This window comes from Mucilaginibacter phenanthrenivorans (assembly GCF_024721155.1).
GTDB lineage: Bacteria > Bacteroidota > Bacteroidia > Sphingobacteriales > Sphingobacteriaceae > Mucilaginibacter > Mucilaginibacter phenanthrenivorans.
Window position 1 is genome coordinate 230964 of the sequence record NZ_JAHVAP010000008.1, and the last position, 23810, is coordinate 254773.

Below are 23810 nucleotides of genomic sequence, written 5' to 3' on the forward strand. Positions count from 1 at the left end.
CAGCTACCAGGAACGAAAATGATCAGGATATTTGATATGGCGAAGCAATCGGAGACTCAACAGATCAATCGAAATAAAATGAAAATATCGTTTAGTGTTTTATTGATAATTTTCTCGTTGGGTGTGTTTGTATGTCCGGCGCAGGTTCGCTTGCCGCAATTAATAAGCGATGGTATGGTTTTGCAAAGAGATACAAAGCTAAATTTATGGGGCTGGGCATCACCAAATGAGCATATCACCATCCGGTTTAATCATCAAACCGCTAAAACTGTTGCCGACGCTGCAGGAAATTGGAAAACTGTGTTGCAGCCTATGAGCGCTGGTGGCCCTTATATAATGGATATCAGCGCAAGCAACCACATTGCTCTTCAAAATATCCTGGTGGGTGATGTGTGGTTTTGCTCCGGACAATCAAATATGGTGCTGAATATGGAACGGGTAAAGGAACGCTACCCGAAGGAAATCGCCTCCGCTGATTATCCCCTGATAAGGAACTTTTTTGTTTCTACAGTAGCCGACGTAGCAAGAGAACACCAGGATTTGCCTGCCGGTAAATGGGTTGCGGTGAACCCAACTGATGTGCTAACTTTTGGAGCAGTATCATACTTCTTTGCAAAAGATTTATACTCAAAATACAAGATCCCTATCGGGATAATAAATTCAAGCGTGGGCGGTACGCCTATCCAGGCCTGGATTAGTGCCGATGGTATAAAAAGTATTGATAAATATGCCGACCGGTTAAGTCAATTTAAGGATACGGCTTATCTCAACAGGTTACTTCATCCAATAAAAAGAGCGCCGTTAAATAATATAGACTATAAACAGCCTGATAAAGGACTGAGCGGCGCATTAAAATGGTATAACGTGAATTATCAGCCCAAAGGCTGGCATAACTTCTGGCTTCCGGGTTATTGGGCTGATCAGGGCATAAAAGGATTGAATGGAGTAGTGTGGTTTCGTAAGGAAATAAAGGTGCCTGCGCGCATGGTCGGTAAGTCTGCAAAGTTATTTCTCGGCCGGATTGTGGACGCTGATGAAACGTATGTTAATGGCGTAAAGGTGGGCAATATTACCTATCAATACCCACCGAGAAGATACGTTATACCAGCTGGCGTGATCAAACCGGGAAGTAATTTGATAGTGGTAAAAGTTACAAACACAGCTGGAAAGGGCGGGTTTGTGCCCGATAAACGTTATGAACTTACTGACGGCACTACCTCTATAGATCTTCGCGGAGATTGGCAATACCGGGTTGGGCAAGTGTTTGATCCCATAGCAAACAAAACCAGTGATGTAATGTCATTTTCTGCGCAGAATGAACCAACCGGATTATACAATACAATGGTTGAACCGGTTACCAAATATGCCGTCAAGGGCTTTGTATGGTACCAGGGTGAGTCTAATACCGCAAGCCCTAAAGAGTATGATCAATTGTTGCCGGCGCTAATTGCTGATTGGCGCAAAAAATGGAAAAGGGCGGATCTGCCTTTTGTATACGCACAGCTGCCAAATTTTATGGAAGTGCAGTATTCGCCATCTGAGAGCCAATGGGCGGAAGTCAGGGAAGCGGAGTTGCATGCTTTATCGATCCCGAACACCGGAATGGCTGTAACAATTGACGCCGGGGAATGGAACGATGTTCATCCTTTAGATAAAATGGATGTGGGGCACCGTCTGGCCCTTGCCGCTGAGAAGGTAGCTTATGGAGAACAACGGCTTGTTTCGTCAGGTCCCATTTTTCAATCGGCTACCGTTAACGGTGATAAAATAAGTATCAGGTTTAGTAACATAGGAAGTGGCCTGGTAATAAAAGACGGCGATGAACTTAACCAGTTTGCCATTGCGGGTGCCGATAAAAAATTCGTTTGGGCAAACGCTGTAATTGACGGAGATAAGGTGGTTGTTTCTAACAGCGATATTCCCAATCCAATGTACGTACGTTATGCGTGGGCAGATAATCCTGAAGGTGCAAACTTGTACAATAGGGAGGGGTTGCCCGCATCTCCATTCAGGACGGATGACAAATAACGGACAAAGATAAATGTGATATTATCCAACGGATTAACTGGTGTTGGTTGTTGTGGTATTTATTGCAACCGATTGCAATAAATGTTAAAATTTGCGATGCTTATAAATCAATTTTTCATGTTTATCCAATGCCGGAAACAGGGCTAATATTAAACAGATGTAACCGCTTCGCAATTTCCGATAGGATAGTATTAAAAATTTGCAAACTACTCTAAACCATGAAAAAAGTCGTTTACTTACTCATTTTCGCCGCGTTGCGCTCCGCAGCTCAGAACACTGCTTCGTCCCCGCAAGGCAGCTACCCTGCGCTGGTAACATTTACTGCAGAACAGGATCATCAAAATATGATGGACCAATTAGGAATCAAGTCCCTTCGTCCTGGCCCAAGTGGTGATGAGCGGGCACCAAATCATGCCAACTACGATGAGTCGATGGCTAATCCATGCCCTCAATTGCCCGATGTACTTACATTAAAAAATGGCGAGAAGGTGGCGTCTCCCGCAGCTTGGTGGAATACGCGCCGCCCTGAAATAGTTGATGATATGGAGCGCGAAGTATACGGCAGGCTCCCGGCAAATTTGCCAAAGGTGACGTGGGAAACAAAGTTTGTTGATCATGAGTATATGGGCTTTACCCCGATTATTGCAAAACAGCTAATAGGCCACGTTGACAATTCTGTTTACCCATTAATAAACGTGAATATTGAAATGATGGTGGTTTTGCCTGCCAATGCTAAAGGGCCTGTGCCATTGCTGATGATGTTTGGTCAAAGTCGTGCTCCATCACCAAGTCAGCCGAATCCTGCTCAACTTGAAGAACTCAATAATGCAATAAAGAAGCTGCTTTTGCAACAGGATCCTGCTCTGCAAAAGATGTTTGACGAACATCCGGCTTATCAATTGTTTACGTCGTCAAATCCGGTCAGTTTTGGTGGTCCCGCGCGGCAGCCGACGCCAGGTCCGATTGATCAACCCGGAGTTAACGGCGTTAATAATGATCCTCCTTCTGCTGAACAGCTAATCGCCAATGGTTGGGGCTTTGCCTATATCGATCCATCCAGTATCCAGGCTGATAATGGCGCAGGCTTAACGCGCGGTATCATAGGTTTGGTTAATAAGGGCCAGCCGAGGAAGCCGGATGATTGGGGAGCATTAAGAGCATGGTCATGGGGCGCGGCCCGGGGTTTGGATTACCTTGAGGCAAGTGAGCCCCAGGTCGACGTTAAGCATGTTGGGATAGAGGGCGTTTCAAGATACGGTAAGGCCGCTCTTGTAACACTTGCGTTTGAACCACGATTTGCAATGGGGTTGATTGGCTCATCAGGAGAAGGCGGAACTAAATTGAACAGGAGGAACTGGGGGGAAGCCGTTGAAAGCTTGACCGGCGGAGAATATTACTGGATGGCGGGGAACTTTATGAAATATGGAGCAGCTGAGGCTAAATCGGGAAGTAAAACTGCCTGCGACTTGCCGGTAGACTCGCATGAATTGATTGCGCTGTGTGCACCGCGGCTGGTTTTTATTAGCTATGGGATACCCGAAAAGGGCGACGCCAAATGGCTTGATCACCAGGGGAGCTATATGGCTGCCGTTGCAGCCGGCACTGTTTTTAAGCTTCTCGGCGTAAAGGATCTGGGCGTTTCCAATAATTGCAATATTGAAAAAATGCCGCCTGTTAATACGCCTATGTTAGATGGGCAGCTGGCCTGGCGCCAGCACGACCAGGGACACCAGGACCAGGCAAATATGAAATGGTTTTTGAAGTGGGCAGATAAAAACATCGGCCATCAGTCACTTTGATTTAAGGCAGATCGATAGATGTCGATAGAAATAAATCGAAATATAAATGATCCCGATATGACCGGCCTACAGTGGGCCAAAAATATTAAAATTATGAAGTTGATCAGTTTGACCGGCTTGTTGTCCTTGTTGCTAATTATCGGCAAGGCTCAAAACAAGCAGCAAAATACACCGCGCCTGGTAGATAACGGTGCCTATCATGAATTTATGGTAGATGGCAAACCCTTTTTAATAATGGGAGGGGAGCTTGGGAATTCAAGTGCTTCCGACATGGCTTATATGTTACCTGTTTGGCCTAAATTAAAACGAATGCATTTGAATACGCTTGTGTCGCCGGTTTATTGGGAAGCCCAGGAGCCACGAGAGGGGATATTTAACTTTAAACTGGTTGATGAGCTCATAAAAAATGCACGAATAAATCACCTCAAACTGGTGTTGCTGTGGTTTGGCACATGGAAAAATAGCATGAGTTGCTATGTTCCCGGCTGGATGAAAACCAATGAGGCGCGCTTTCCACGAGCAAGAACGTTTGCCGGCGATGCACAGGAAATAATTACGCCATTTTCTAAAAATACCCTCGATGCTGATAAAAAAGCATTTGCCGCGCTTATCCAGCATATCAGGAACACAGATAGTAATTATCATACAGTTTTGATGATACAGGTAGAAAATGAGATCGGCATGTTGCCCGAAGCCCGCGATCATTCGAAAATGGCGAATGAAGCTTTTGAAGGACCTGTTCCTCTGCAGCTGCTAACTTATTTACAGACTCACCGAAAGTCACTTGCCCCTGCAATTGCAACACAATGGCAGGAAAATGGGTTTAAGATATCCGGTACCTGGGAAGAGGTTTTTGGGAAAAGTTTGGCAACTGACGAACTATTTATGGCCTGGCATTTTGGGGTTTATGCAAATGAAGTGGCAAAGGCCGGGAAGAAGAGCTATAACATCCCCATGTATGTAAACGCAGCGCTAAATCGTCCCGGGAAAAAGCCCGGTGAATATCCGAGCGCCGGGCCATTACCGCATGTTATGGATGTTTGGAAGGCTGCTGCTCCGGAGATTGATATGCTCTCTCCGGATTTTTATAATCCCGACTTCAAATATTGGAATAACTTATACACCCGCCCCGATAATTTATTGTTTATCCCCGAACACCGCTTTGAGGACGGAGTTGATGCAAAGGCGTTTTATGCCATAGGGCACTACAAAGCAATTGGATTTTCGCCTTTTTCGATAGAGTCAACAGAAAAGGCGGGTAGTGAGCCAATTGGGAAGGCTTATGCGATAATTAACCAACTGGCAGGGGAGATCAGTAAAGCAAAAAGAAGAAAATCGCTTGATGGTGTTTTGCTAAGTAAGGATAGTAGCTCAGTAAAGATTGAAATGGGCGATTATGTTTTTACTGTTTCGCATGAATTTACACTGGGATGGTCGCCCGCAGCGAAGGAGAAAAGCTGGCCATTGGCAGGAGGGATAATTATTGGCTTATCTAAAGATGAGTTTTATGTAGCGGGAACCGGCTTAGTGATCACTTTTAAGCCAAAAAATGGCTCGCATGCGGGGATACTTCAGATAGATGAAGGTAAATTTATAAACGGAAAATGGCAACCGGGCAGACGAATGAATGGCGACCAGGATCACCAGGGCCGGCATCTGCGAATTCCCACAGGCGAATACGGGATCCAACGGGTTAAGTTGTATACTTATCAATAAATTAAAGCAATATGCTATTTAGGGGCATAGATCCTGAAGTTTCCACTGCAGTGCAGCAGACTCATTAAATAAAGTAATCCATCATAGTAACGTTCCACCAATTGGTTTGGGATTGGAGCAGTCCATAAGGCATCGACAAATTTTGAGGATAGTGGCGATGTAGCAGATTGGCTGGCAACCGCGTTTGTAGCCACCAATCCGTTTGCGTGCCGGTCGTCAAGCTGCTGAGTGCCGTCAAGTGTAAACTGACATCCATAGGTAGTCAATCCCCGTGATGCGAAAAATGATTGGATGCGGTCGCTTAATACTTGTTCTTGCGGGGCCTTTTTGAACCATAGCCAGTCCACGGCCCAATTGCTTGCCGTGCGCCAGGCATCGAATGAGAAGTTAGCCGCATGCTTATTCCAGGGGCTACTAAATGGTGTTCCATCAAAATTGGCGTAATCAGGTGCCAGGCCTGTAGCGCTGTTGGTTGTCTTTACAAAATAATTCCTGCTGCTGTCTGCCGCTGCGTACCAGAATTCCCGGTCTTCCTTTGGTCCCCATCGGGCCCATAATTCGTAAAAATGAGGTAGATGGTAGGAGGGATCAGAGAAATTGCCGGACTCTATACCCGGCACAAAACGGATCATCCTTTTATCTTCGTTTACCATTGAGCCAATATTCCGGATCCCAAATTTTGTCTGTCCCTTTTTTGCAGGGTGATGCCTCATATTTGATAGGATTTGATCCGCCCAATGGTGATAATTATATATGCCGCTTCCATTTCCCCAACGACCAGACGCAAAATACAGGGAAGTAACAAAATATTCCTCCCCATCCGGTGCCGGGGTTTCCTCATTGGGTTCGCCGGTCCTTTTTAACGACCATGAAAAATAGCCTTCAGATGGATGGTCGTGCGAGCTGATGTACATATAATGCATAGCATAATTCCACAACGCATCAAAAACATCTTTCCTGTTTAACTGAACCGCTATCATCATTCCGTACGACATGCCTTCTGTGCGTATATCGTTATGAGGGACGTCGCTAACGTAGGCAAGAGGCCCATTCTCATTTTTTCCGGACGGGAAATAGATGGCCTGGCTTTCCGGGTCTCCAAAAAAGAGTTGATTAAATCCTGCTTGTATTTTTGTAGCTATCTCCTTTTTAGAATGGCCCTGTTCCTGAAATAAGTTGCGGTATTTCCCACTGGCAAATGCCCCGCTGCCATCATTGAGTTTTCCTGGGCAAAAGCTGCTATTGGCAACAAGGAAGCAATGATGATTTTCCTTATAGCATTTTTAAGTGTCTTCATAAATCGGTTGAAATATATTTAGGTTACTTAATACGGATTGATGATGAAATGAGCGGTGTATTAAAGCTTTTAGTCTACAGATCAGATACTAAATTTGACACTTTAAATCAGTCTGACGCGAAAAATAATAGAAATCCGAGCTTCGATATTTAATTATCAGTTACATGCTAATTTAAGAAATTTATTTCTTTTTAGCAATCGATTGCAATGATAATTACTGCAGGTGTTAAATTAAAACAATGCCATCATTTTGTAGAATAACACTCCGCCTTAAATTATTTCGGAATTGCGGCAAATTGGTTATTGCAAACCAGACCAAGGATAAGAATTAATAAAATCTATTTTTTTTTCCTTTAATGGCGGATTTTCTTTGTGCTACACGAAGTACAGATTTCGCCTTTGATAACATTCGTCGCACCCCGCACGTCCTTAATATCCAATTATGAGCTGAAATGTGATTTATGTAACATTTGAAATACCAAATTGTAACATTTGAATCACTTCGGAGATACAATATCAATATACTTTTACTTCTGCAATCGATTGCACAAACCAATCAAACCTCTTGTTAACCTAAAAATTAAAAATTATGAATTGTTATTTACAAAACAAAAAAATCAAATTGTATTTGATGCTCACCGGGGCATTTTTAGCAATTGCGCTATTTGCTAATACCGCAATTGCCAATACTCATTTGAACGCATCGTTAACCAGTTCCCGGGCTGAAAAACCTCCTGTTAAAATAACGGGTACCGTTACGGACGAGGCTGGCTTGCCTTTACCTGGTGTAACAGTAAGGATTAAAGGTTCAACTAACGCCGTTGCAACAACATCTGACGGAAAGTTTACGATCTCCTCAGAAAATCCCAATGATATCCTGGTGTTTACGTACGTAAGTTTCGTTACACAGGAGGTTCCGATAAACGGTCGAACTGAAATATCCGTAAAGCTTAAATCATCAAACCAGGCATTAAATGAAGTGGTGGTGGTTGGTTACGGCTCGCAGAGAAGAGCAGAGGTAACAGGAGCTATATCATCCGTAAGTGGTCCAACATTAACGTCGCTGCCGACAGCTGGTATTGATGAGGCCTTACAGGGCAGGGTATCCGGCTTAAGCGTAACTAATAATGGTTCGCCGGGCACATCTCCTTTGGTTGTTATCCGTGGTATAAGTTCAATATCATTCGCTTCTGATCCATTGTATGTAGTTGATGGCTTCCCGATAAAGGGCGGACTAACAAGCTTTGATGCAAGGGATGTGGAAAGCGTGCAGGTATTAAAGGATGCAAGCGCCGCTGCTATTTATGGTTCAAGAGCTACAAATGGTGTAATTATTATCACTACTAAAAAAGGCACAAGAAACGGAAAGGTGGGAATCACCTTTAATTCATACGTTGGTGTTCAAAGTCCTTCAAAGTATTTGGACCTTTTAAATACTAACCAATACGTTCAATACGCTACCGCGCTGGATGGCGCCGGCAGTTTGCCGCCACGTTTGCAGTCGGCTAATTTTAATTTGCCAATATACGCGGGTGCTTCCCAAACCTACGCACAAACTAATACTGATTGGCAAAGAGCATATTTCAAAAGCAACGCCATATTAACTTCAAGCAACTTTGCTTTAAATGGAGGTAACGATGTTTCCAGGTTTTACAGCTCTGCAGGCTATTTTAAGCAGGACGGTATTGCTCAAGGGTTAAGCTATCAGCGTATAAATTACCGGATCAATTCAGACCATATTATAAATAAGTTTTTTACAGTGGGCGAGAACTTATACATAGCCGGCGATGTACAACATTATGATGCCACCGGAGGTAATCGTACGCCACTTGCCAACGTAATACGCTTCCAGCCCTACCTGCCTGTTCATGACCCTACAACCTTAGGCGGCTTTAGAGGCCCGATAAGCAGTTTTGACGGTTCGGATCCTACTAACCCTGTAGAGGCTGCGTTGATTGGAGTGAATAGGAAAAATACGACGAACATTATGGGAACAATTTATGCTACCCTTAATTTCACCTCGTGGTTAAGGTTCACTTCTACTTTTGGAGGTAATTACATCAATGGCTTACAGTATAATTATACGCCTATTTACAATGACGGCGGTACGTTAAATGCAGCAACGGCTTCAATAGCTTACCAGCGTCAAACAGTTTTTGATAGATTATATACGCAACAATTATCATTCGACAGGACGTTCGGCAAGCATCATATTACAGCAATAGCAGTTTATGAAACCCAGGGCGCTCATTATATTACTGATACCGAATCAGGTAACCAATCGCTCAACACTATCAAAACATTACCGGCCGGATCTACCAACGTAGCTGCCACCAATATCAATGAGGATAATTATTTAGTGTCCTATGTTGGACGTGCAACTTATGATTTTGGAGGTAAGTATTTATTAAATGCATCTATCCGCCGCGATGGATTGTCTATCTGGGCGCCTGGGCACAAATACGCCAATTTCCCGGCGGTATCGGCAGGCTGGAACATTAGCCAGGAAGATTTCATGAAGGATAATAAAACAATCTCGGAATTGAAACTAAGAGGCGGGTATGGCGTAACAGGCGTTAACCCTAATTCATTAGGTAATTATCCTTACCTGTCGCCGGTGCAGCTTGACGGCGCGTTTTATCCTATAGGTAACGGATCAATTGGAAATGCCAATTCATCATATACCAATGGTTTGACCAACCCTAACCTAAACTGGGAAAAAACAAAGCAACTTAACTTTGGTGTTGATTTAGGCTTACTTAATAATAAGATCACCATAGTTGCAGAGTATTACAGAAGGCAAACAGACAACCTTATATTAAATGTTCCTACCCCGCCAAGCCAGGGTTTCCAGGGCAGCGGATCGTTGCAAAACATTGCTTCGATGCGTAACACAGGTATTGAGCTACAGGTAGGTTATCACAAAACCAGCGGCGATTTTAAATATGATATTACCGGCTTGATAAGTGGTGTGCGTAATAAGGTTTTGGCATTACAAACCGCTACAGCTTCGCTCCCGTCGGGCAGTGACGCGGACTTTGGCGGAGGTGATGCCTTTACCAATACTACCGTTGGGCAGTCCATTCAATATTTTTACGGATGGATTAAACAAGGTATATTCCAAAATCAGGCACAGATTGATGCGTTAAATGCACAGGCTGTTGCTAAGCATGGTGCAGGTGCTGTTTATCAGACCAATGCCGCGCCCGGCGATTTGATGTTTAAGGATATAAACGGCGATGGGGTAATTGATGCTAATGACCGTACCAACATTGGTAGCTTTTTACCCAAATTTACTTACTCTTTAAACTATAACGCATCCTATAAAAACTTTGATTTTGCCATATTCTTCCAGGGAGTTCAGGGTAACAAGGTGTTGAACGCTTTGAGAATTATTGAAGAGGGAATGCCAAGGTTATTTAACTCGGATACCAAAGTGCTTGACGCGTGGACGCCGACCAATACAAATACCGACATGCCGAGAACGGTAAGTGGTGATCCAAACCGTAACGGGCGTTTATCAACCCGGTGGATCGAAAACGGCTCGTACCTGAGATTGAAGAACGTGGTTATTGGCTATACCTTACCCCAAAGTATATTGGGTGCTACCGGGACTTCAATCATCAAACGTTTGAGATTGTATGCATCAAGCCAAAACTTGTTAACAATTACAGGTTACAAAGGCTACGATCCGGAGATAGGTTCTAAAAACGGAACGCTAACTAATGGGGTTGATTTTGGACAATACCCCTCTGCACGCACATTTCAGATGGGATTACAGGCTGGATTTTAATAAGACATTTTTAATAAAAAAGATATGAAAAAAATAAAAATTTATGCGGTAACGCTTATAGCAAGTGTTATAGCAGTGGTGGTGATCCTTTCGTGCAATAAGGATAAACTGAATACGATAAACGGTAACGTAGTAGCAACAACCGACTATTTTAACACATCGGGCCAATTGCTTGAGGCTGTAAATGCAGCTTACGGCGCATGGAGAGGATCAAATCTTGTAGCCAGGGAATGGTTCTTTCTGCATGACCTGCGGAGTGACGATGTGTCTACAGGTGGAAGCCAACTGGAAGCTCCGCGCTACCAAATATTATTAGGCGTTGTTGACCCGTCGAACCCGATAATGAATGCAAACTGGAATAACCTTTACACTGTTATTCACAGGGCAAATACCGTTACAGATAACGCGCCCTTAATTAAGGATAACCCTGATCTGGTAAAAAGAATTGTTGGGGAGGCCGAATTTTTGAGGGGTTGGGCTTATTATGACCTGGCCAGTCAATGGGGGGCAGTTCCAATTTACACAGCTACGGTAAAGGCGCCAACAGATTACAAGCCGAAATCGGCTGCTGCTGATGTTTTTGCCCAGGCAGCTAAGGATCTTCAGGCCGCCGCGGCCGTGTTGCCCGGTAAGTCGGGTACGGATCTTGGCCGCGCAACTGCTTCTGCTGCAAATGCGATGCTAGCCCGGGTGTTAATGCAAACGGGAGATTATGCTGGTGCTAAAGCTGCCTTATTGAAAATTCCAACAACAGGGGCAGACGGCTATCAGCTAACGAACCGCTTCCTTGACAATTTTGAAGAAGAAACAGAATTTAATAAGGAATCGATATTCGAAGTTATCTATGCCGACAAAGGCGATAATAACTTTAATTGGGGGAGCGGTACCGGCGACGGTGCAACAGCCGATCAAACTACTGTGCGTAACCAGGAATATAACCCGATAGGATGGCGTAACCTGGTACCATCGGACAAGTTGCTGAATGAGTTTGAAAGTACTGTTACTGGCGCTGCAAAGACAGACCCAAGATATTCATACACTGTATACCAAACAGGAGATAAATTTGATAATAATACCGCTACCTTAGTAGATGCGGATCAGAATGGTAATTCGTCAACAGTACACGGTGTTAAGATCAAAGTTGGCTGGCGCAAATTTCAATTAATCTATAAGGAAGACAGGGCGACAGCATCATTCCACCCGGGTAGCAATAACCAAAGAATATTGCGGTATGCGGAAGTTTTGTTAATGCTGGCCGAATGTGAAAACGAGCTTGGTAATACTGCCGCAGCAGTGGGTTATTTAAACCAGGTTAGGGCGAGAGCAGATGTAGCAATGCCACCTTATCCAACCGCCCAATTTCCTGTAACTACCAAAGCCGACATTGTAAAGGCAATTATGCACGAAAAAACAGCGGAAATGGCCGATGAAGAGGTTCGGAATGTTGACATATTGCGCTGGAGAAAAAAAGGGTATTTTACTACAGAGCCGCTATCCTGGTATACGGCTGCTAAAGAATTTTTACCTATACCTCAATCAGAGATCGATAACAATCCAAAAATCAATAATTGAGATTTAGTTGATTTGTAAATAATTGTTACCGATAAACAGGTAAGGAGTATAACAACTTCTTACCTGTTGTTATTTGTATTACACATGACGATGGCTCCATGTATGTTATTAAAATCTGTTAAGTAATATGATAGTAAACAGAATTGCTTTTTCATTTTTAGTAATAACCACGCTTTTGTTTTCCTGTATGCATAAGCAGGATTCTAACAGTGAAATGGTTGAGCGTTTGCAACAGCAGGATAAGTTTGAAACCAACTCCTCTAATATATATGGCAGTGTAGCTGTTTTGGCGCATTTGGATTCGCTTATCGCATCGGCACCAAACGGTGCTGGTCTATTACAATTTAACATCGATAAAGCAAATACATTACTGCAATTGGGCCGTGAACGTCAGGCCGTCCGAATACTGGATAGCCTGAACAAAACTTTTATTCCTGATTATTTAAACCGGCAAACCGTGGTTAAAACTTTGGCACTTGCTTACCTGCGCCTGGGCGAACGCACTAATTGTATAATTAATCATTCGGCAGAATCCTGTCTTTTTCCAATTCGGGGGAGCGGCGTGCATATGGATAAATCAGGGTCGGAACAGGCAATAGCGCTGTATGAAAAAATCCTTAAGGAGAATCCCGACGATTATGAATCCCGCTGGCTGCTTAATATTGCATATATGACAATTGGTTCTTATCCGGGGCGGGTACCGCTTGCCTACCTTTTAAAAATGGATGATAAGCCGGCGGATACGTCTGTTAAGCCATTTAAGGATGTAGCCATGAATCTTGGCTTAGCAATACGCAAACTGGGAGGTGGTACCATTATTGATGATTTTAATAATGATAATTACCCGGATATTATTACAAGTAGTTCGAGCCTTAAAGAGCATATGCATTACTTTCGGAATAACAGGAACGGGACTTTTACGGATCTCGCGGGGCCATCGGGCCTGGGACGATTCATGGGTGGTCTCAACATAATTCAAACCGACTATAACAATGACGGCCTTAAAGATATTTTTGTTTTAAGAGGCGCCTGGAAGGGTAAATTCGGAAAGGAACCAAATTCACTACTGCGAAACAACGGGAACGGAACTTTTACCGATGTTACCGTGCAAAGTGGTTTGTTATCCTTGCATCCCACTCAAACGGCTACCTGGGCCGATTTTAATAATGACGGCTGGCTGGATGTTTTTATTGGAAACGAAAGTGAAGATGGTGACGTTAACCCAAGCGAGTTGTACATCAACAACAAAAATGGAACTTTCACCGAAATGGCCGCGCAGGCGGGCTGCGATATAAAACTGTTTGTAAAAGGCGTCAGTTCCGGTGACTATGATAATGATGGTCGTACCGATTTGTTTATTTCAACAATGAACGGCCGAAAGGTGTTGTTAAAAAACATCACCGAGAAAAACGGCCCGGTAAGGTTTAAGGATGTTACACAGCAAGCCAATTTAGGAAACAAGGGTCCCGGAACATTTGCCACCTGGTTTTGGGATTATGATAATGATGGCTGGCCGGATATTTTGGTTTGCGGCTATGGCAACAGGTTCCCGATAGCCGAAGCAGCCGGTGCCGAAGCATTGAACCGCTATAAAGGTGATAACGGAAAGGTGATCTTGTACCATAATCAACACGATGGAACATTTAAGGATGTTTCGAAGGAAGCTGGTTTGGATAAAATTTCCTTTGCTATGGGCGCCAATTTCGGAGATATTAATAACGATGGTTTTCTTGACTTTTACCTGGGTACCGGCAACCCAATGTTTACTTCCCTTGTTCCAAATAAACTTTATGAAAACGAAGGGGCGCACCGTTTTGTTGACATAACCAGCCCTGCCCGTGTGGGCAGTTTGCAAAAAGGGCATGGAATATCCTTTGCTGACATGGACAATGATGGCAATGAGGACATTTTAATAAACCAGGGGGGCGCGTTTCCCGGCGATGCATATCAAAATGCATTATTTATAAATCCCGGGCAAGGCAACAATCATTGGGTGAATATTTTGCTGCAGGGTTCGGTTTCGAACAGGGCGGCAATAGGAGCCAGGTTGAAAATTACTTTTACCGAAAATGGCAAAGCGAGAAATGTTTTCAGGGATGTTAATTCCGGCGGCAGCTTTGGCTCCAATCCATTAATGCAGCACGTAGGGCTGGGGTCATCAACAAAAATAGAAAAATTGGAAATTACATGGCCGGTAACGGGTATTATACAACGCTTTACCAATATTGCCGCCGGTGAGAATATAAAGATCCAGGAGGGTAACAGTAAAATTGTCACGTATAAATTATCAAAATTTAATTTCAGTTATCTGCCAATGTCAAATATGCCAATGAATTAGTGATTTGATTCCCCACCAAGATCTTCGGAATTTTGCCACACTTAATAATGTTATCCATTCCCAATAATTGATAATATTAATGTAAATTTACAAATAGTTAACCTTTATAAGCTTTTAATATTTACCCGCTGAAACGTCAAAATCAGGCATAGTAATTAATGCCGGACTATTTTACGCATCGGCATTTTTCCAAATCTTTATGACGAAAAGTTTACTGGGGATTTGTTTGATATTTTTGTTTATACAAAATGCAGCGATAGCACAGGAGGATCAGTATCAATTTTCACGCCTGAACATCGAAAATGGCCTGTCGAATAATAGGGTAATTTGTATTTACAAGGATGTTAAGGGTTTCATGTGGTTCGGTACAAAATCCGGGCTTAATCGTTATGATGGATATAATTTTAAGGTTTTTAAGCACGATATAAATAATCAATCGTCCATTAACGACGATTATATTGAAGGCATCACAACGGGACCGGATAACAAATTATGGATAAAAAACCGGAAGGGCTTCGATATCTACGATCCGGTAACTGATCGCTTTGACCACCACATTAAGGCAGCTCTACGGCGCTATTCTATCCCTGATTCACTTATTACTACACTAATACAGGACCGCTATGGAAATTTTTGGTTTATGCACGTTAGCAAAGGGCTTTATGTGTACAACCCTGGTGTCAAAAAAGCGACGCACCTGGAGCATCTGAAAAATGACACCACTTCTCTTCATGCCGGCATTGGTGCAAATATGGCCCAGGATTCTGAAGGCAACATTTGGGTGATATATAATGATGGTGTGCTGGAAAAGATCAACCATGTTACCCACAAGGTTATAACCCGGATAAATGCCATCGGCAAGACTTATCCCGGCGAATTGATCGATTACCATATAAGTGTTGATGGGCAAAACGACATATGGGCATTTGCTCCCTTGCGTGCAAATGGTGTGTTTTATGTTAACCCCGCTAAAAATTCGTGTACCCAGCTAGGAAAGGATATAGGAACCATAAAAATCAGCTCAAATATTGTGTTTAATGTTCTTCAGGATGACAAAGGCCTGATGTGGATTGTTACCGATCATGGAGGGATAAATCTTTTGGATAAAAAAACATTTAAGTCCAGGGAAATTACCAGCAGGCCCAATGATAACAAAAGTTTAAGCCAGGATTGTATTATATCATCTTATAAGGATAATGCTAATATCATCTGGCTTGGAACCTTCAAAAAGGGAATATGCTATTATCATCGCGGCATCATTAAATTCCCGCTTTTTCGTCACGAATCATCAGTAAGCAACTCATTAAGCTACGACGATGTCAACCGGTTCCTGGAGGATAAAAAGGGTAATATCTGGATTGGCAGTAACGGAGGCGGCTTAATTTACTTTAACAGGCAAACCGGCAGTTTTACAACTTATAAGCATAATGATGCCGACCCGGGTAGTTTAGCTAATGATGTAGTTGCCAGCCTTTGCGTGGATCATTACGGAAAACTTTGGATAGGGACTTATTTTGGTGGTTTGGATTGTTTTGACGGTAAAACTTTTACGCACTACAAGCATTCGGCAAAGGACAACACAACCATATCAGACAATAGCATTTGGGAACTTATGGAGGACTCAAAGAACCGGCTATGGGTTGGTACTTTATCTGGTGGCTTAAATATGTTTGATCAGAAAAAAAAGACCTTCATTCATTATCCCCCGGGGTTACCCAATTCGGTTCCCAATCCTTATGTGTCTGGCCTACTTGAGGATGACAATGGGGATATTTGGGTGGCCACCTACAATGGACTGGCGGTATTGCAAAATCACACCAACAGGTTTATTTATTATAAGCATAACGAGGCCGATAAGCAAAGTCTTATAAATAACAACGTATCAAACCTGATGATGGATAGCCGGAGGCTTATTTGGGTAGCAACCAACGAAGGGCTAAGCATGTACAACCCCAAAACAAATAAGTTTAAAAGTTTCCGACAGGCGGATGGACTTCCATCAAACGCAGTGTTGACAGTTGTTGAGGACGATAACCATAACTTGTGGATGAGCACCCCCAACGGGCTTTCAAATATGATCATCAGTAAACGAGATGGTCGACTTGATTTTCAGTTCAAAAACTACGACCAGACTGATGGCTTGCAAGGGCGGGAATTTAATGAGGATGCTGCACTTAGAACCAGGAAGGGTGAACTGATTTTTGGTGGCCCCAATGGGTTTAATTTATTTAAGCCGGAGGATATCAAGTCTGCAAAGGAAAAGCCGGTTTTGGTACTTACAGATTTTCAATTATTTAATAAAAGTATTCACGCCGGCGAGAAAGTAAACCACCATGTGATCCTTACGCACTCAATTACCGAAACAAAAGAAATTACCTTGAATAATGATGAGAACGTTTTTTCGATCGAGTTTGCGGCGGTCAATTTTTTCAATCCTGCCAAAATAAAACACGCGTATAAGCTGGACGGTTTTGACAAGGACTGGGTTATGGCCAATGAAAAGGTAAGAAATGCAAACTATACGAACCTTGACCCTGGATCTTATACTTTTAGATTGAAGGCAGCGGGTGAAGACGGCAAATGGAGTAAAAACGAGATTGCTTTAAAAATAACCGTTTTGCCACCGATATGGCGCACTCCGATAGCCTATTTATTTTACGTAGTATGTTTTATAGGCTTTTTATTATACCTGCGCTACCGGGGCATCAAAAAGCTAAGGGCCAATTTCCTGATTGAGCAGGAAAGGCAGGAAGCCCACCGGATGCACGAGCTCGACTTGATAAAAATCAAGTTTTTCACAAATGTAAGCCACGAGTTTCGTACGCCACTATCACTGATATTGGCGCCGCTTGACAGTCTTTTAAAACAGCAGTTCAATGACGATTTGAGGCGCCAGCTGCAAATGATAAATCGTAATGCCAGGCGTCTTCTAAATTTAGTGAATCAGCTGCTTGATTTTAGAAAAATGGAAGAGCATGAACTTAAACTAAACAGCAGGAAGGCGAATATTATCCAATTTATTGAAGAGGCAGCTTACTCGTTTTCAGACATAGCCGAAAACAAAGGGATCGCGCTAAGCTTTCATACCCAAATAGATTCCCTTTTTACAAGTTTTGACCACGATAAAATAGAACGGGTGTTTTTTAACCTATTGTCTAACGCGTTTAAATTTACGCCCGAGGGTGGCAAAGTAGGGGTAAGGCTTTCATTAGAAGATAAGTTGACTGCACGGAAGATGTTGAAGATCGAGGTGATTGATAATGGCATCGGCATTCCGGAAGCAAAGAAGGAAAAGATCTTTGACCGGTTTTTTCAAAATGATATTCCAGGTTCAATGGTTAACCAGGGAAGCGGGATCGGGCTGGCAATAACCAGGGAGTTTGTGCTATTGCACCAGGGATCCATAACAGTAGAAAGCCAGCCGGGTAGGGGCAGTCGTTTTATTATATCGCTGCCGGTAAACCCTGGGCATATTTTGCAGGATACAGATAAGAATATAATTATAAGCCACGATAGCGAGTTGTTTGCCAATGGAATATTGGAACCCGGCAAGAAAGGCCCTGTTGTTCAACGGATGATGCATGATCTTAAAAAACCGGTAATACTTATAGTAGAAGACAGCGAGGATTTCAGGTTTTATTTAAAGGATAATTTAAAGGAGCATTTTCAAATTTTGGAAGCCTCCAATGGAAGAGACGGATGGCAAAAGGCGCTATCGGGGCACCCTAATTTGATAGTTAGTGATATCAGTATGCCCGAAATGAACGGTATTGAACTGTGCCGGAAAATTAAGGCCGACAGCAGGACGTCACATATTCCCTTAATTTTGTTGACAGCTTTGACCGGGAGTGAATCGCAGTTAAAGGGATTTGAAACGGGAGCCAATGATTATTTGACAAAACCGTTCAATTTCGAAATCTTATTGTCGAGGATCAGGAATTTGCTTAGTCTGCAAAACACGTTAAAGAAAACATATCAGAAACAGTTAGACGTAAATTCAGCGGTCTTTTCAACCAATGTAGCCGATGAGAAATTCATGAAGGATATTTTGAAGTTTATCGACAAAAGAATGGCTGATCCCAACTATTCGGTGGAGGAATTAAGTTCGGACATGGCCATGAGCAGGGTAACGCTTTACCGCAAAGTTTTGCAGATGACCGAACGGACACCCTTAGAGTTTATCAAGCTAATGCGGTTGAAGCAGAGCGCCCAACTCCTTGAAAAAAGCCAGTTGAACATTGCAGAAATTGCCTACAAGGTTGGCTTTAACAACCCCAAATATTTTGCCAAGTCGTTTAAACTGGAATTTGACAAGTTGCCCAGCGATTATAGAAATGATCTGCAGCAAAAAAATCACGAGCTGATTGTTGTAAAATAAAATTGCATAATTTATTGCATTAAACTTTTCAACAACCGTTCAGCGCGTAATACACTTAGATAGTTTTTTTTAATAAATCGTCGATGATGGCAGACATTTTCTTTTCAAAATCATCAGAATATCCACTCACAACACTTGCTATTTTTCCGTCCTGATCGATGAAGTAAAAAGTAGGAGCCGAGGTGACATGATATAATTTGGCCACACTGCTACCATCAGGATACATTTGATTTTTTATTCGTTGAGCTTTTTTAAATGCCGTAACTAATTTCTTACTGTCTCTGTCACTGATGCTTAGTATTACGAAGTTTTTATTCTTGTATTTTTCATGAAGTTTATCCAATGGCGCTAAGGTATTCATGCAAGGGACGCAGCCAACGAAGAAAAAATCCAGCAACACAATTTTACCTTTTAATCGAGATAATGACATTTTTTTACCATCAGTATCGTATAAGTTCCAATCAGGTGCGATATTACCCGGTACCAATAAAGCAGTTTGCACTGCAGGTTTTTCTTTAGGCGGATGAAATCCTTCAGGCACGGCAAAGGCAGCTGTGTTGATATTATCCTGATCGATCTTATAATTGAAATAGCGTTCTTCTGTATAATAGTTTGTGACTTCCTTGCCAAAGTCAGCAGTCCTTGACCTGGTCAATTTGCCAACAGGCAAACCTGTTGCCTTGTCAATAAACAGGTGGATTCGTACATATTGATGATCTTTGTTAATAATGGTATCTTTAGTATTAATAATTAAGTGATAACTATTTATTGAATTAACAACAGTATCACCTGATTGTACGATTTTGGAAGGGTTTTTATTTAAAAAGGTTTTTATCCAATTTAATTTACCGAACAATGATTCGCTAAATGTCATTGCTTGTGCATTCCTGGTAGTGTAAGTGCTATCTTGAGGATTTAATGTGATTAAATTTTTTCCATTATATAGGGCTATCGCAGGGAGTTTCATATCGCCGTATTTAAGCTCATGTTTAAAAAAGTAACCAATTTCTTTATCTCCAGGTGTCTTTAATAAAATAAATTTTTGGTCATATATTAAAGTGTCACTAAACACCTCCTTCTGTTTATAAACATATTGATAGCTGAAATTTTTATAGCTTTCAAGTTTGTCAATTGTGGTTTGAACTAAAGAAATTTGCGCGTTTGCACTCATCCCCGTCAAAACAAACGCGACACAAATAAATGACTTAATGAGGTTCCTGGCGGCGTAATTCATTTTACTATTTTTTTTGTTACCGTTGTTAAATAACTCTACAAGGTAATCTGAATTTTCTTCTTCAGGATAAGCCTTAACCTTTTTTAACATCCTGGCGATTGTGGATTTTAGTTATGGATAAACTATACTTACAGACGGGGACTAGTCCGATAAAAAGCCCCTCAGCAACGCTGAAAGGATTTTCGTGGCCCCACTGACAAGTTGGCTGAATATCATTTATTTCCGGTTTGGTAATCGAAAACCAGGAGTGAAACGGCTTGCCTTGGCAAAGAGATATTGATATTTGTTTTGCCGCCGGTAACTTTTAATGCTTTTGGTTTACCGAAAATTTGTAATTGCCCGGCTTTTTGAAGTTCAGCAATTTGACTTTTAGTGGGTTGCTGCGGCGATCCCATTTTTTTCCATACTTCGTATGAGTTACTGTGTGTATTATCAATCCGATATTGTGTTACATTAACCCGGGTGACATCAGATGCCAGTCCATTTATATTTATGTTTACAGGCTCACCGGGGCTTTGTTTATCTTTATCCGCATAATTCCATAACATAATAGTTACCGACTTCTCATCATTCGCAGCCAGTGCGCCTATATCAGTTTGGTTGCCACGGATGCCGGAATCAAGTATTGTTTTAAGATCATACATACGGGTTCCGCTAACGTCTACTCTTTTACCCTTCATCATACCAAGCATACGGAAAACATTGAGTACCGGCTTATCAACGCCGTTTGTGGCCAAATCGCGGAAACCTGCAAACCAGGGTTGGTTTTCAAACTCAAACGACCAATTTACAGCTCCAATCAGGTTTTCATGGTAATCATCCATCAACTCATAAATGCGGGCTAGTGCAGCTGCGGTGTAGCTGGAATACATGGTGCCATTGCGGTAGGCGTTTTCGGGATTTGTAGACATACCACAGGCTGCGCAGCCTTCCGGGTCCGATTCTCCAATAACTAAAGGGATATTTTTAAGAGCCGGGAAAGAATTAATTTCCTTAAAATGCCCCGCAATATTACTCATCTGCTGCCTTATACTCATCACCACGGTATCATCTATTACCTTCGGGGCGCCCTTTGCATGAAATAATACCAGGTCGAGCGGAGAGCCGATTTTGCCGGTTGCATAATTAGTATCAGTTAAGCAATGGTTTAAAAATCCCCCAAGCCATTTTTCTGCTCCGCCGGTTACATCGGGCCCACCAACACGGGCTGTTGGTAATGCTCGTTTTACACCGTTAGCAGCATAATCATATAGTTTATAAAACTCGGGTATCGTACCTTTCCAGTATGCGCCGTTAGGCTCGTTCCAAACTTCCCAATACCAGCTTTCAACTTCCTTTTTTCCATAACGTGTTACACAATGGCTTACCCACTGATAAACCATTTCTTCCCATTTTGTGTAATCTTTTGGCGGATAGGCCCAGCCTGTTTCAATTTTGGCATAGTCAACTCCGGGTGCCCAGTGATGTTGATAAGGTTGCGGATGGGTTGACAGGGCTTCGGGCATAAAACCAATTTGTGCCAGGGGCTTCATCCCTCGTTTAATGTAGGTGTCGAATATGCTATCGGTGATGTGGTAATTATAAACAGGATTGCCTTGTGCATCTTCGGTATAAATATTTGTTGAGCCCCATTTTAGCGCAGGAACACCATCACCGGATGTCAGCAGATTATGCGTGCGCACATAAACCGGAACCGGGCTTAAGGCTGAAATCTCTGTTAACAGTTTTCGGCCATCCTTCATGTAGGTAAAGTTGGGTTCGTCATAACCATACCATGCCCAAATTGCCTTCATTTCGCCCCTGGGCCTGGTAAGGTCTACTTGAATAATCGCCGGCGTATTTTGGGCAAAGATATTTATACAAAATACCTGCATCATCAAAAGTAAAAAGCAAGCTGTTTTCATTGGTTCGATGTTAGTGAAATGGAATTAAGTTAGTTCCAAGGTTATGTCGTAGGGCAACAAAGAATGCAAGTGTATCATGTTGTAAAGCCTGCAAAGACGCTACCGTATTAATTGTTGAATATACGGTTATCGATAATATTTTGGTACAGCAATCTGTTTTTTAAACTTCAAATATTATTTCGAATTAAATTTTGACACATAATTGCCGCAACCAGTATCATAAATGTTACTGTTGGATACAACATACGGGAGATATATAGATAACGGCAGAACAAGATTTAGGCGGAAAAAAGCGAGGAAAGGCATCTGAAAATTTGCTTAAAAATAAAAACCGCATCTATTGTTATTAGAAGCGGTTTTTTAAATTTCGTGACCCCAAAAGTACAGATGACGGACACTTTTATTGATGATTGTAAGAAGATTGTAGCGCTAAAAACCCACAATAACGACCATTAACACGTTCTAATACAAAACTACAACAAGATTTTCTGGGCAAAGCGCCTTTGTCTCACAATCAGGAATAATGGTAAGTATTTCAGGATTCTGTATAACTACCGACTGATATTTTCGCACGAAATTTGCACTTCAATCAAACAATGATCCGCACATTTTTGATACTTCTTATAACCATTACAAGTCTTACTATGAATGCACAGCAAAGTCACGAGTTAAATCCAAAGGAAAAACATGTCGTATTGATTGCCTCGTTTACCGCAACGGGTAACCTGCCGCAATTGAAAAATGCCCTGAGTGCAGGCCTTGATGCCGGGTTGACCATTAACCAGATCCGGGAAGAACTGCTGCAGTTATATGCCTACTGTGGTTTTCCGCGCAGTCTTAACGGCATTACCACTTTCATGTCCTTGCTGGAGAAGCGGAAATCCAAGGGCATTCATGACCCGGAAGGACAGGCCCCAATCGCCGTAACCGGCGATAATGAAAGCAAATATGAGATAGGCAGGAAGACACTGGAAACCTTGACTGGTAGGCCGCAGAATGGCCCGCTAACCGGTGCCAATGCCTTTGTGCCCGGCATCGATGCTTTTTTGAAAGGGCACTTGTTTGCCGACATCTTTGGGCGGGGCGTATTGACTTATCAGGAGCGTGAACTGGCAACGATCACAGTACTTGCGAGCTTGCCCGGACTGGAAGCACAGTTACAAGCGCACCTTGGCATGGGGATGAATGTCGGGCTAACGGAAGGGCAACTGGAACAGGTTTTTGCTTTACTGGAAAGCGGTGTAGGGAAACAGCAAGCAGATGCTGCCCGTACAGTACTGATTAAGCTCAAGGTTACTAAATAAAGAAATATGAAAATCAGCAATCATTTTTACAGAACGACAGTACGGGCATCATTTAGGATACTTGGCTGTTGTGGAATATTACTCCTTTCTATTTTACATGCCCAGGCACAAACAGATAAGCGAATGATCCGTATAGCTCAAATTGAAGTTGATTCGACGCAACTCAAGCAATATAATGCAGCACTGAAAGAACAGATGCAAACGGCCGTCCGGCTGGAACCTGGGGTATTGACCTATTATGCAGTTGCCGACAAAAAAGACCCTTCGCGGATAACTATCCTGGAGATCTACGCCGACAGTGCCGCCTATCTAAAACATATTGCAACGCCTCACTTTAAAAAGTACAAGGCTACCGTAGCGCATATGGTAAAGAAATTGGAACTGGTAGACGTTAACCTCATCGGGAGTGCGAAGCAGCATGGGTTATAGAACATTATATTAACTATA

Annotated in this window: 13 protein-coding genes; 9 read left to right on the forward strand and 4 right to left on the reverse strand. The window is 42.5% G+C overall.

Features of this window, described 5'->3' with window-relative positions; all coding sequences use genetic code 11:
• The first annotated feature begins 18 nt into the window (after window positions 1–18).
• The 3 genes from KXD93_RS20450 to KXD93_RS20460 all read left to right on the forward strand — a co-directional run bounded on the left by KXD93_RS20450 (window position 19) and on the right by KXD93_RS20460 (window position 5543).
• Window positions 19–2028: a sialate O-acetylesterase gene (locus KXD93_RS20450; RefSeq protein WP_258139210.1), complete on the forward strand. Its 2010-nt coding sequence runs from the start codon at window positions 19–21 to the stop codon at window positions 2026–2028.
• Between the two features lie 218 nt (window positions 2029–2246).
• On the forward strand, window positions 2247–3827 hold the full coding sequence (locus KXD93_RS20455) for a glucuronyl esterase domain-containing protein (RefSeq protein WP_258139211.1): 1581 nt from the start codon (window positions 2247–2249) through the stop codon (window positions 3825–3827).
• A gap of 93 nt (window positions 3828–3920) precedes the next feature.
• Entirely contained in the window at window positions 3921–5543 is a 1623-nt protein-coding gene (locus tag KXD93_RS20460; protein WP_258139212.1) for a GH35 family beta-galactosidase, read from the forward strand.
• 14 nt (window positions 5544–5557) lie between these two features.
• Here KXD93_RS20460 and KXD93_RS20465 read toward each other — a convergent pair whose 3' ends face one another.
• Window positions 5558–6685, reverse strand: coding sequence for a family 8 glycosyl hydrolase (locus KXD93_RS20465; RefSeq protein WP_308726299.1), 1128 nt, complete (start codon window positions 6683–6685; stop codon window positions 5558–5560).
• The gene (locus KXD93_RS20470; RefSeq protein ID WP_258139213.1) at window positions 6682–6840 is read right to left on the reverse strand and encodes a hypothetical protein; all 159 of its coding nucleotides are present in this window, start codon (window positions 6838–6840) and stop codon (window positions 6682–6684) included. The genes KXD93_RS20465 and KXD93_RS20470 overlap by 4 nt, the downstream gene beginning before the upstream one ends.
• A gap of 589 nt (window positions 6841–7429) precedes the next feature.
• On the opposite strand from KXD93_RS20470, the gene KXD93_RS20475 reads away from it, so the two are divergent.
• The 4 genes from KXD93_RS20475 to KXD93_RS20490 all read left to right on the forward strand — a co-directional run bounded on the left by KXD93_RS20475 (window position 7430) and on the right by KXD93_RS20490 (window position 18921).
• A complete protein-coding gene (locus KXD93_RS20475) occupies window positions 7430–10633 on the forward strand; it encodes a SusC/RagA family TonB-linked outer membrane protein (protein WP_258139214.1) in 3204 nt (1067 codons plus the stop codon).
• A gap of 24 nt (window positions 10634–10657) precedes the next feature.
• Window positions 10658–12205, forward strand: a complete 1548-nt coding sequence (locus KXD93_RS20480) for a RagB/SusD family nutrient uptake outer membrane protein (RefSeq protein ID WP_258139215.1) — start codon at window positions 10658–10660, stop codon at window positions 12203–12205.
• Window positions 12206–12332: 127 nt separating this feature from the next.
• On the forward strand, window positions 12333–14543 hold the full coding sequence (locus KXD93_RS20485; RefSeq protein ID WP_258139216.1) for a CRTAC1 family protein: 2211 nt from the start codon (window positions 12333–12335) through the stop codon (window positions 14541–14543).
• Window positions 14544–14742: 199 nt separating this feature from the next.
• Complete coding sequence (locus KXD93_RS20490; protein ID WP_258139217.1) at window positions 14743–18921, forward strand: hybrid sensor histidine kinase/response regulator transcription factor; 4179 nt, start codon at window positions 14743–14745, stop codon at window positions 18919–18921.
• A gap of 55 nt (window positions 18922–18976) precedes the next feature.
• On the opposite strand, the gene KXD93_RS20495 is transcribed toward KXD93_RS20490, so the two are convergent.
• Complete coding sequence (locus tag KXD93_RS20495; RefSeq protein WP_258139218.1) at window positions 18977–20245, reverse strand: peroxiredoxin family protein; 1269 nt, start codon at window positions 20243–20245, stop codon at window positions 18977–18979.
• Window positions 20246–20367: 122 nt separating this feature from the next.
• Window positions 20368–22059: a GH39 family glycosyl hydrolase gene (locus KXD93_RS20500; RefSeq protein ID WP_258139219.1), complete on the reverse strand. Its 1692-nt coding sequence runs from the start codon at window positions 22057–22059 to the stop codon at window positions 20368–20370.
• Between the two features lie 644 nt (window positions 22060–22703).
• Here KXD93_RS20500 and KXD93_RS20505 point away from each other — a divergent pair.
• Together KXD93_RS20505 and KXD93_RS20510 are read left to right on the forward strand one after the other, a co-directional pair.
• Window positions 22704–23363, forward strand: a complete 660-nt coding sequence (locus tag KXD93_RS20505) for a carboxymuconolactone decarboxylase family protein (protein WP_258139220.1) — start codon at window positions 22704–22706, stop codon at window positions 23361–23363.
• A gap of 6 nt (window positions 23364–23369) precedes the next feature.
• A complete protein-coding gene (locus tag KXD93_RS20510; protein WP_258139221.1) occupies window positions 23370–23792 on the forward strand; it encodes a putative quinol monooxygenase in 423 nt (140 codons plus the stop codon).
• Window positions 23793–23810: the final 18 nt, after the last annotated feature.

Bases quoted from the DNA above. Each gene is read 5' to 3' on its own strand.
- KXD93_RS20450 (WP_258139210.1), top strand. From the start codon at position 19: ATGATCAGGATATTTGATATGGCGAAGCAATCGGAGACTCAACAGATC.
- KXD93_RS20455 (WP_258139211.1), top strand. From the start codon at position 2,247: ATGAAAAAAGTCGTTTACTTACTCATTTTCGCCGCGTTGCGCTCCGCA.
- KXD93_RS20480 (WP_258139215.1), top strand. From the start codon at position 10,658: ATGAAAAAAATAAAAATTTATGCGGTAACGCTTATAGCAAGTGTTATA.
- KXD93_RS20475 (WP_258139214.1), top strand. From the start codon at position 7,430: ATGAATTGTTATTTACAAAACAAAAAAATCAAATTGTATTTGATGCTC.
- KXD93_RS20470 (WP_258139213.1), bottom strand. From the start codon at position 6,840: ATGAAGACACTTAAAAATGCTATAAGGAAAATCATCATTGCTTCCTTG.
- KXD93_RS20510 (WP_258139221.1), top strand. From the start codon at position 23,370: ATGAAAATCAGCAATCATTTTTACAGAACGACAGTACGGGCATCATTT.
- KXD93_RS20495 (WP_258139218.1), bottom strand. From the start codon at position 20,245: ATGTTAAAAAAGGTTAAGGCTTATCCTGAAGAAGAAAATTCAGATTAC.
- KXD93_RS20485 (WP_258139216.1), top strand. From the start codon at position 12,333: ATGATAGTAAACAGAATTGCTTTTTCATTTTTAGTAATAACCACGCTT.
- KXD93_RS20505 (WP_258139220.1), top strand. From the start codon at position 22,704: ATGAATGCACAGCAAAGTCACGAGTTAAATCCAAAGGAAAAACATGTC.
- KXD93_RS20490 (WP_258139217.1), top strand. From the start codon at position 14,743: ATGACGAAAAGTTTACTGGGGATTTGTTTGATATTTTTGTTTATACAA.
- KXD93_RS20460 (WP_258139212.1), top strand. From the start codon at position 3,921: ATGAAGTTGATCAGTTTGACCGGCTTGTTGTCCTTGTTGCTAATTATC.
- KXD93_RS20500 (WP_258139219.1), bottom strand. From the start codon at position 22,059: ATGAAAACAGCTTGCTTTTTACTTTTGATGATGCAGGTATTTTGTATA.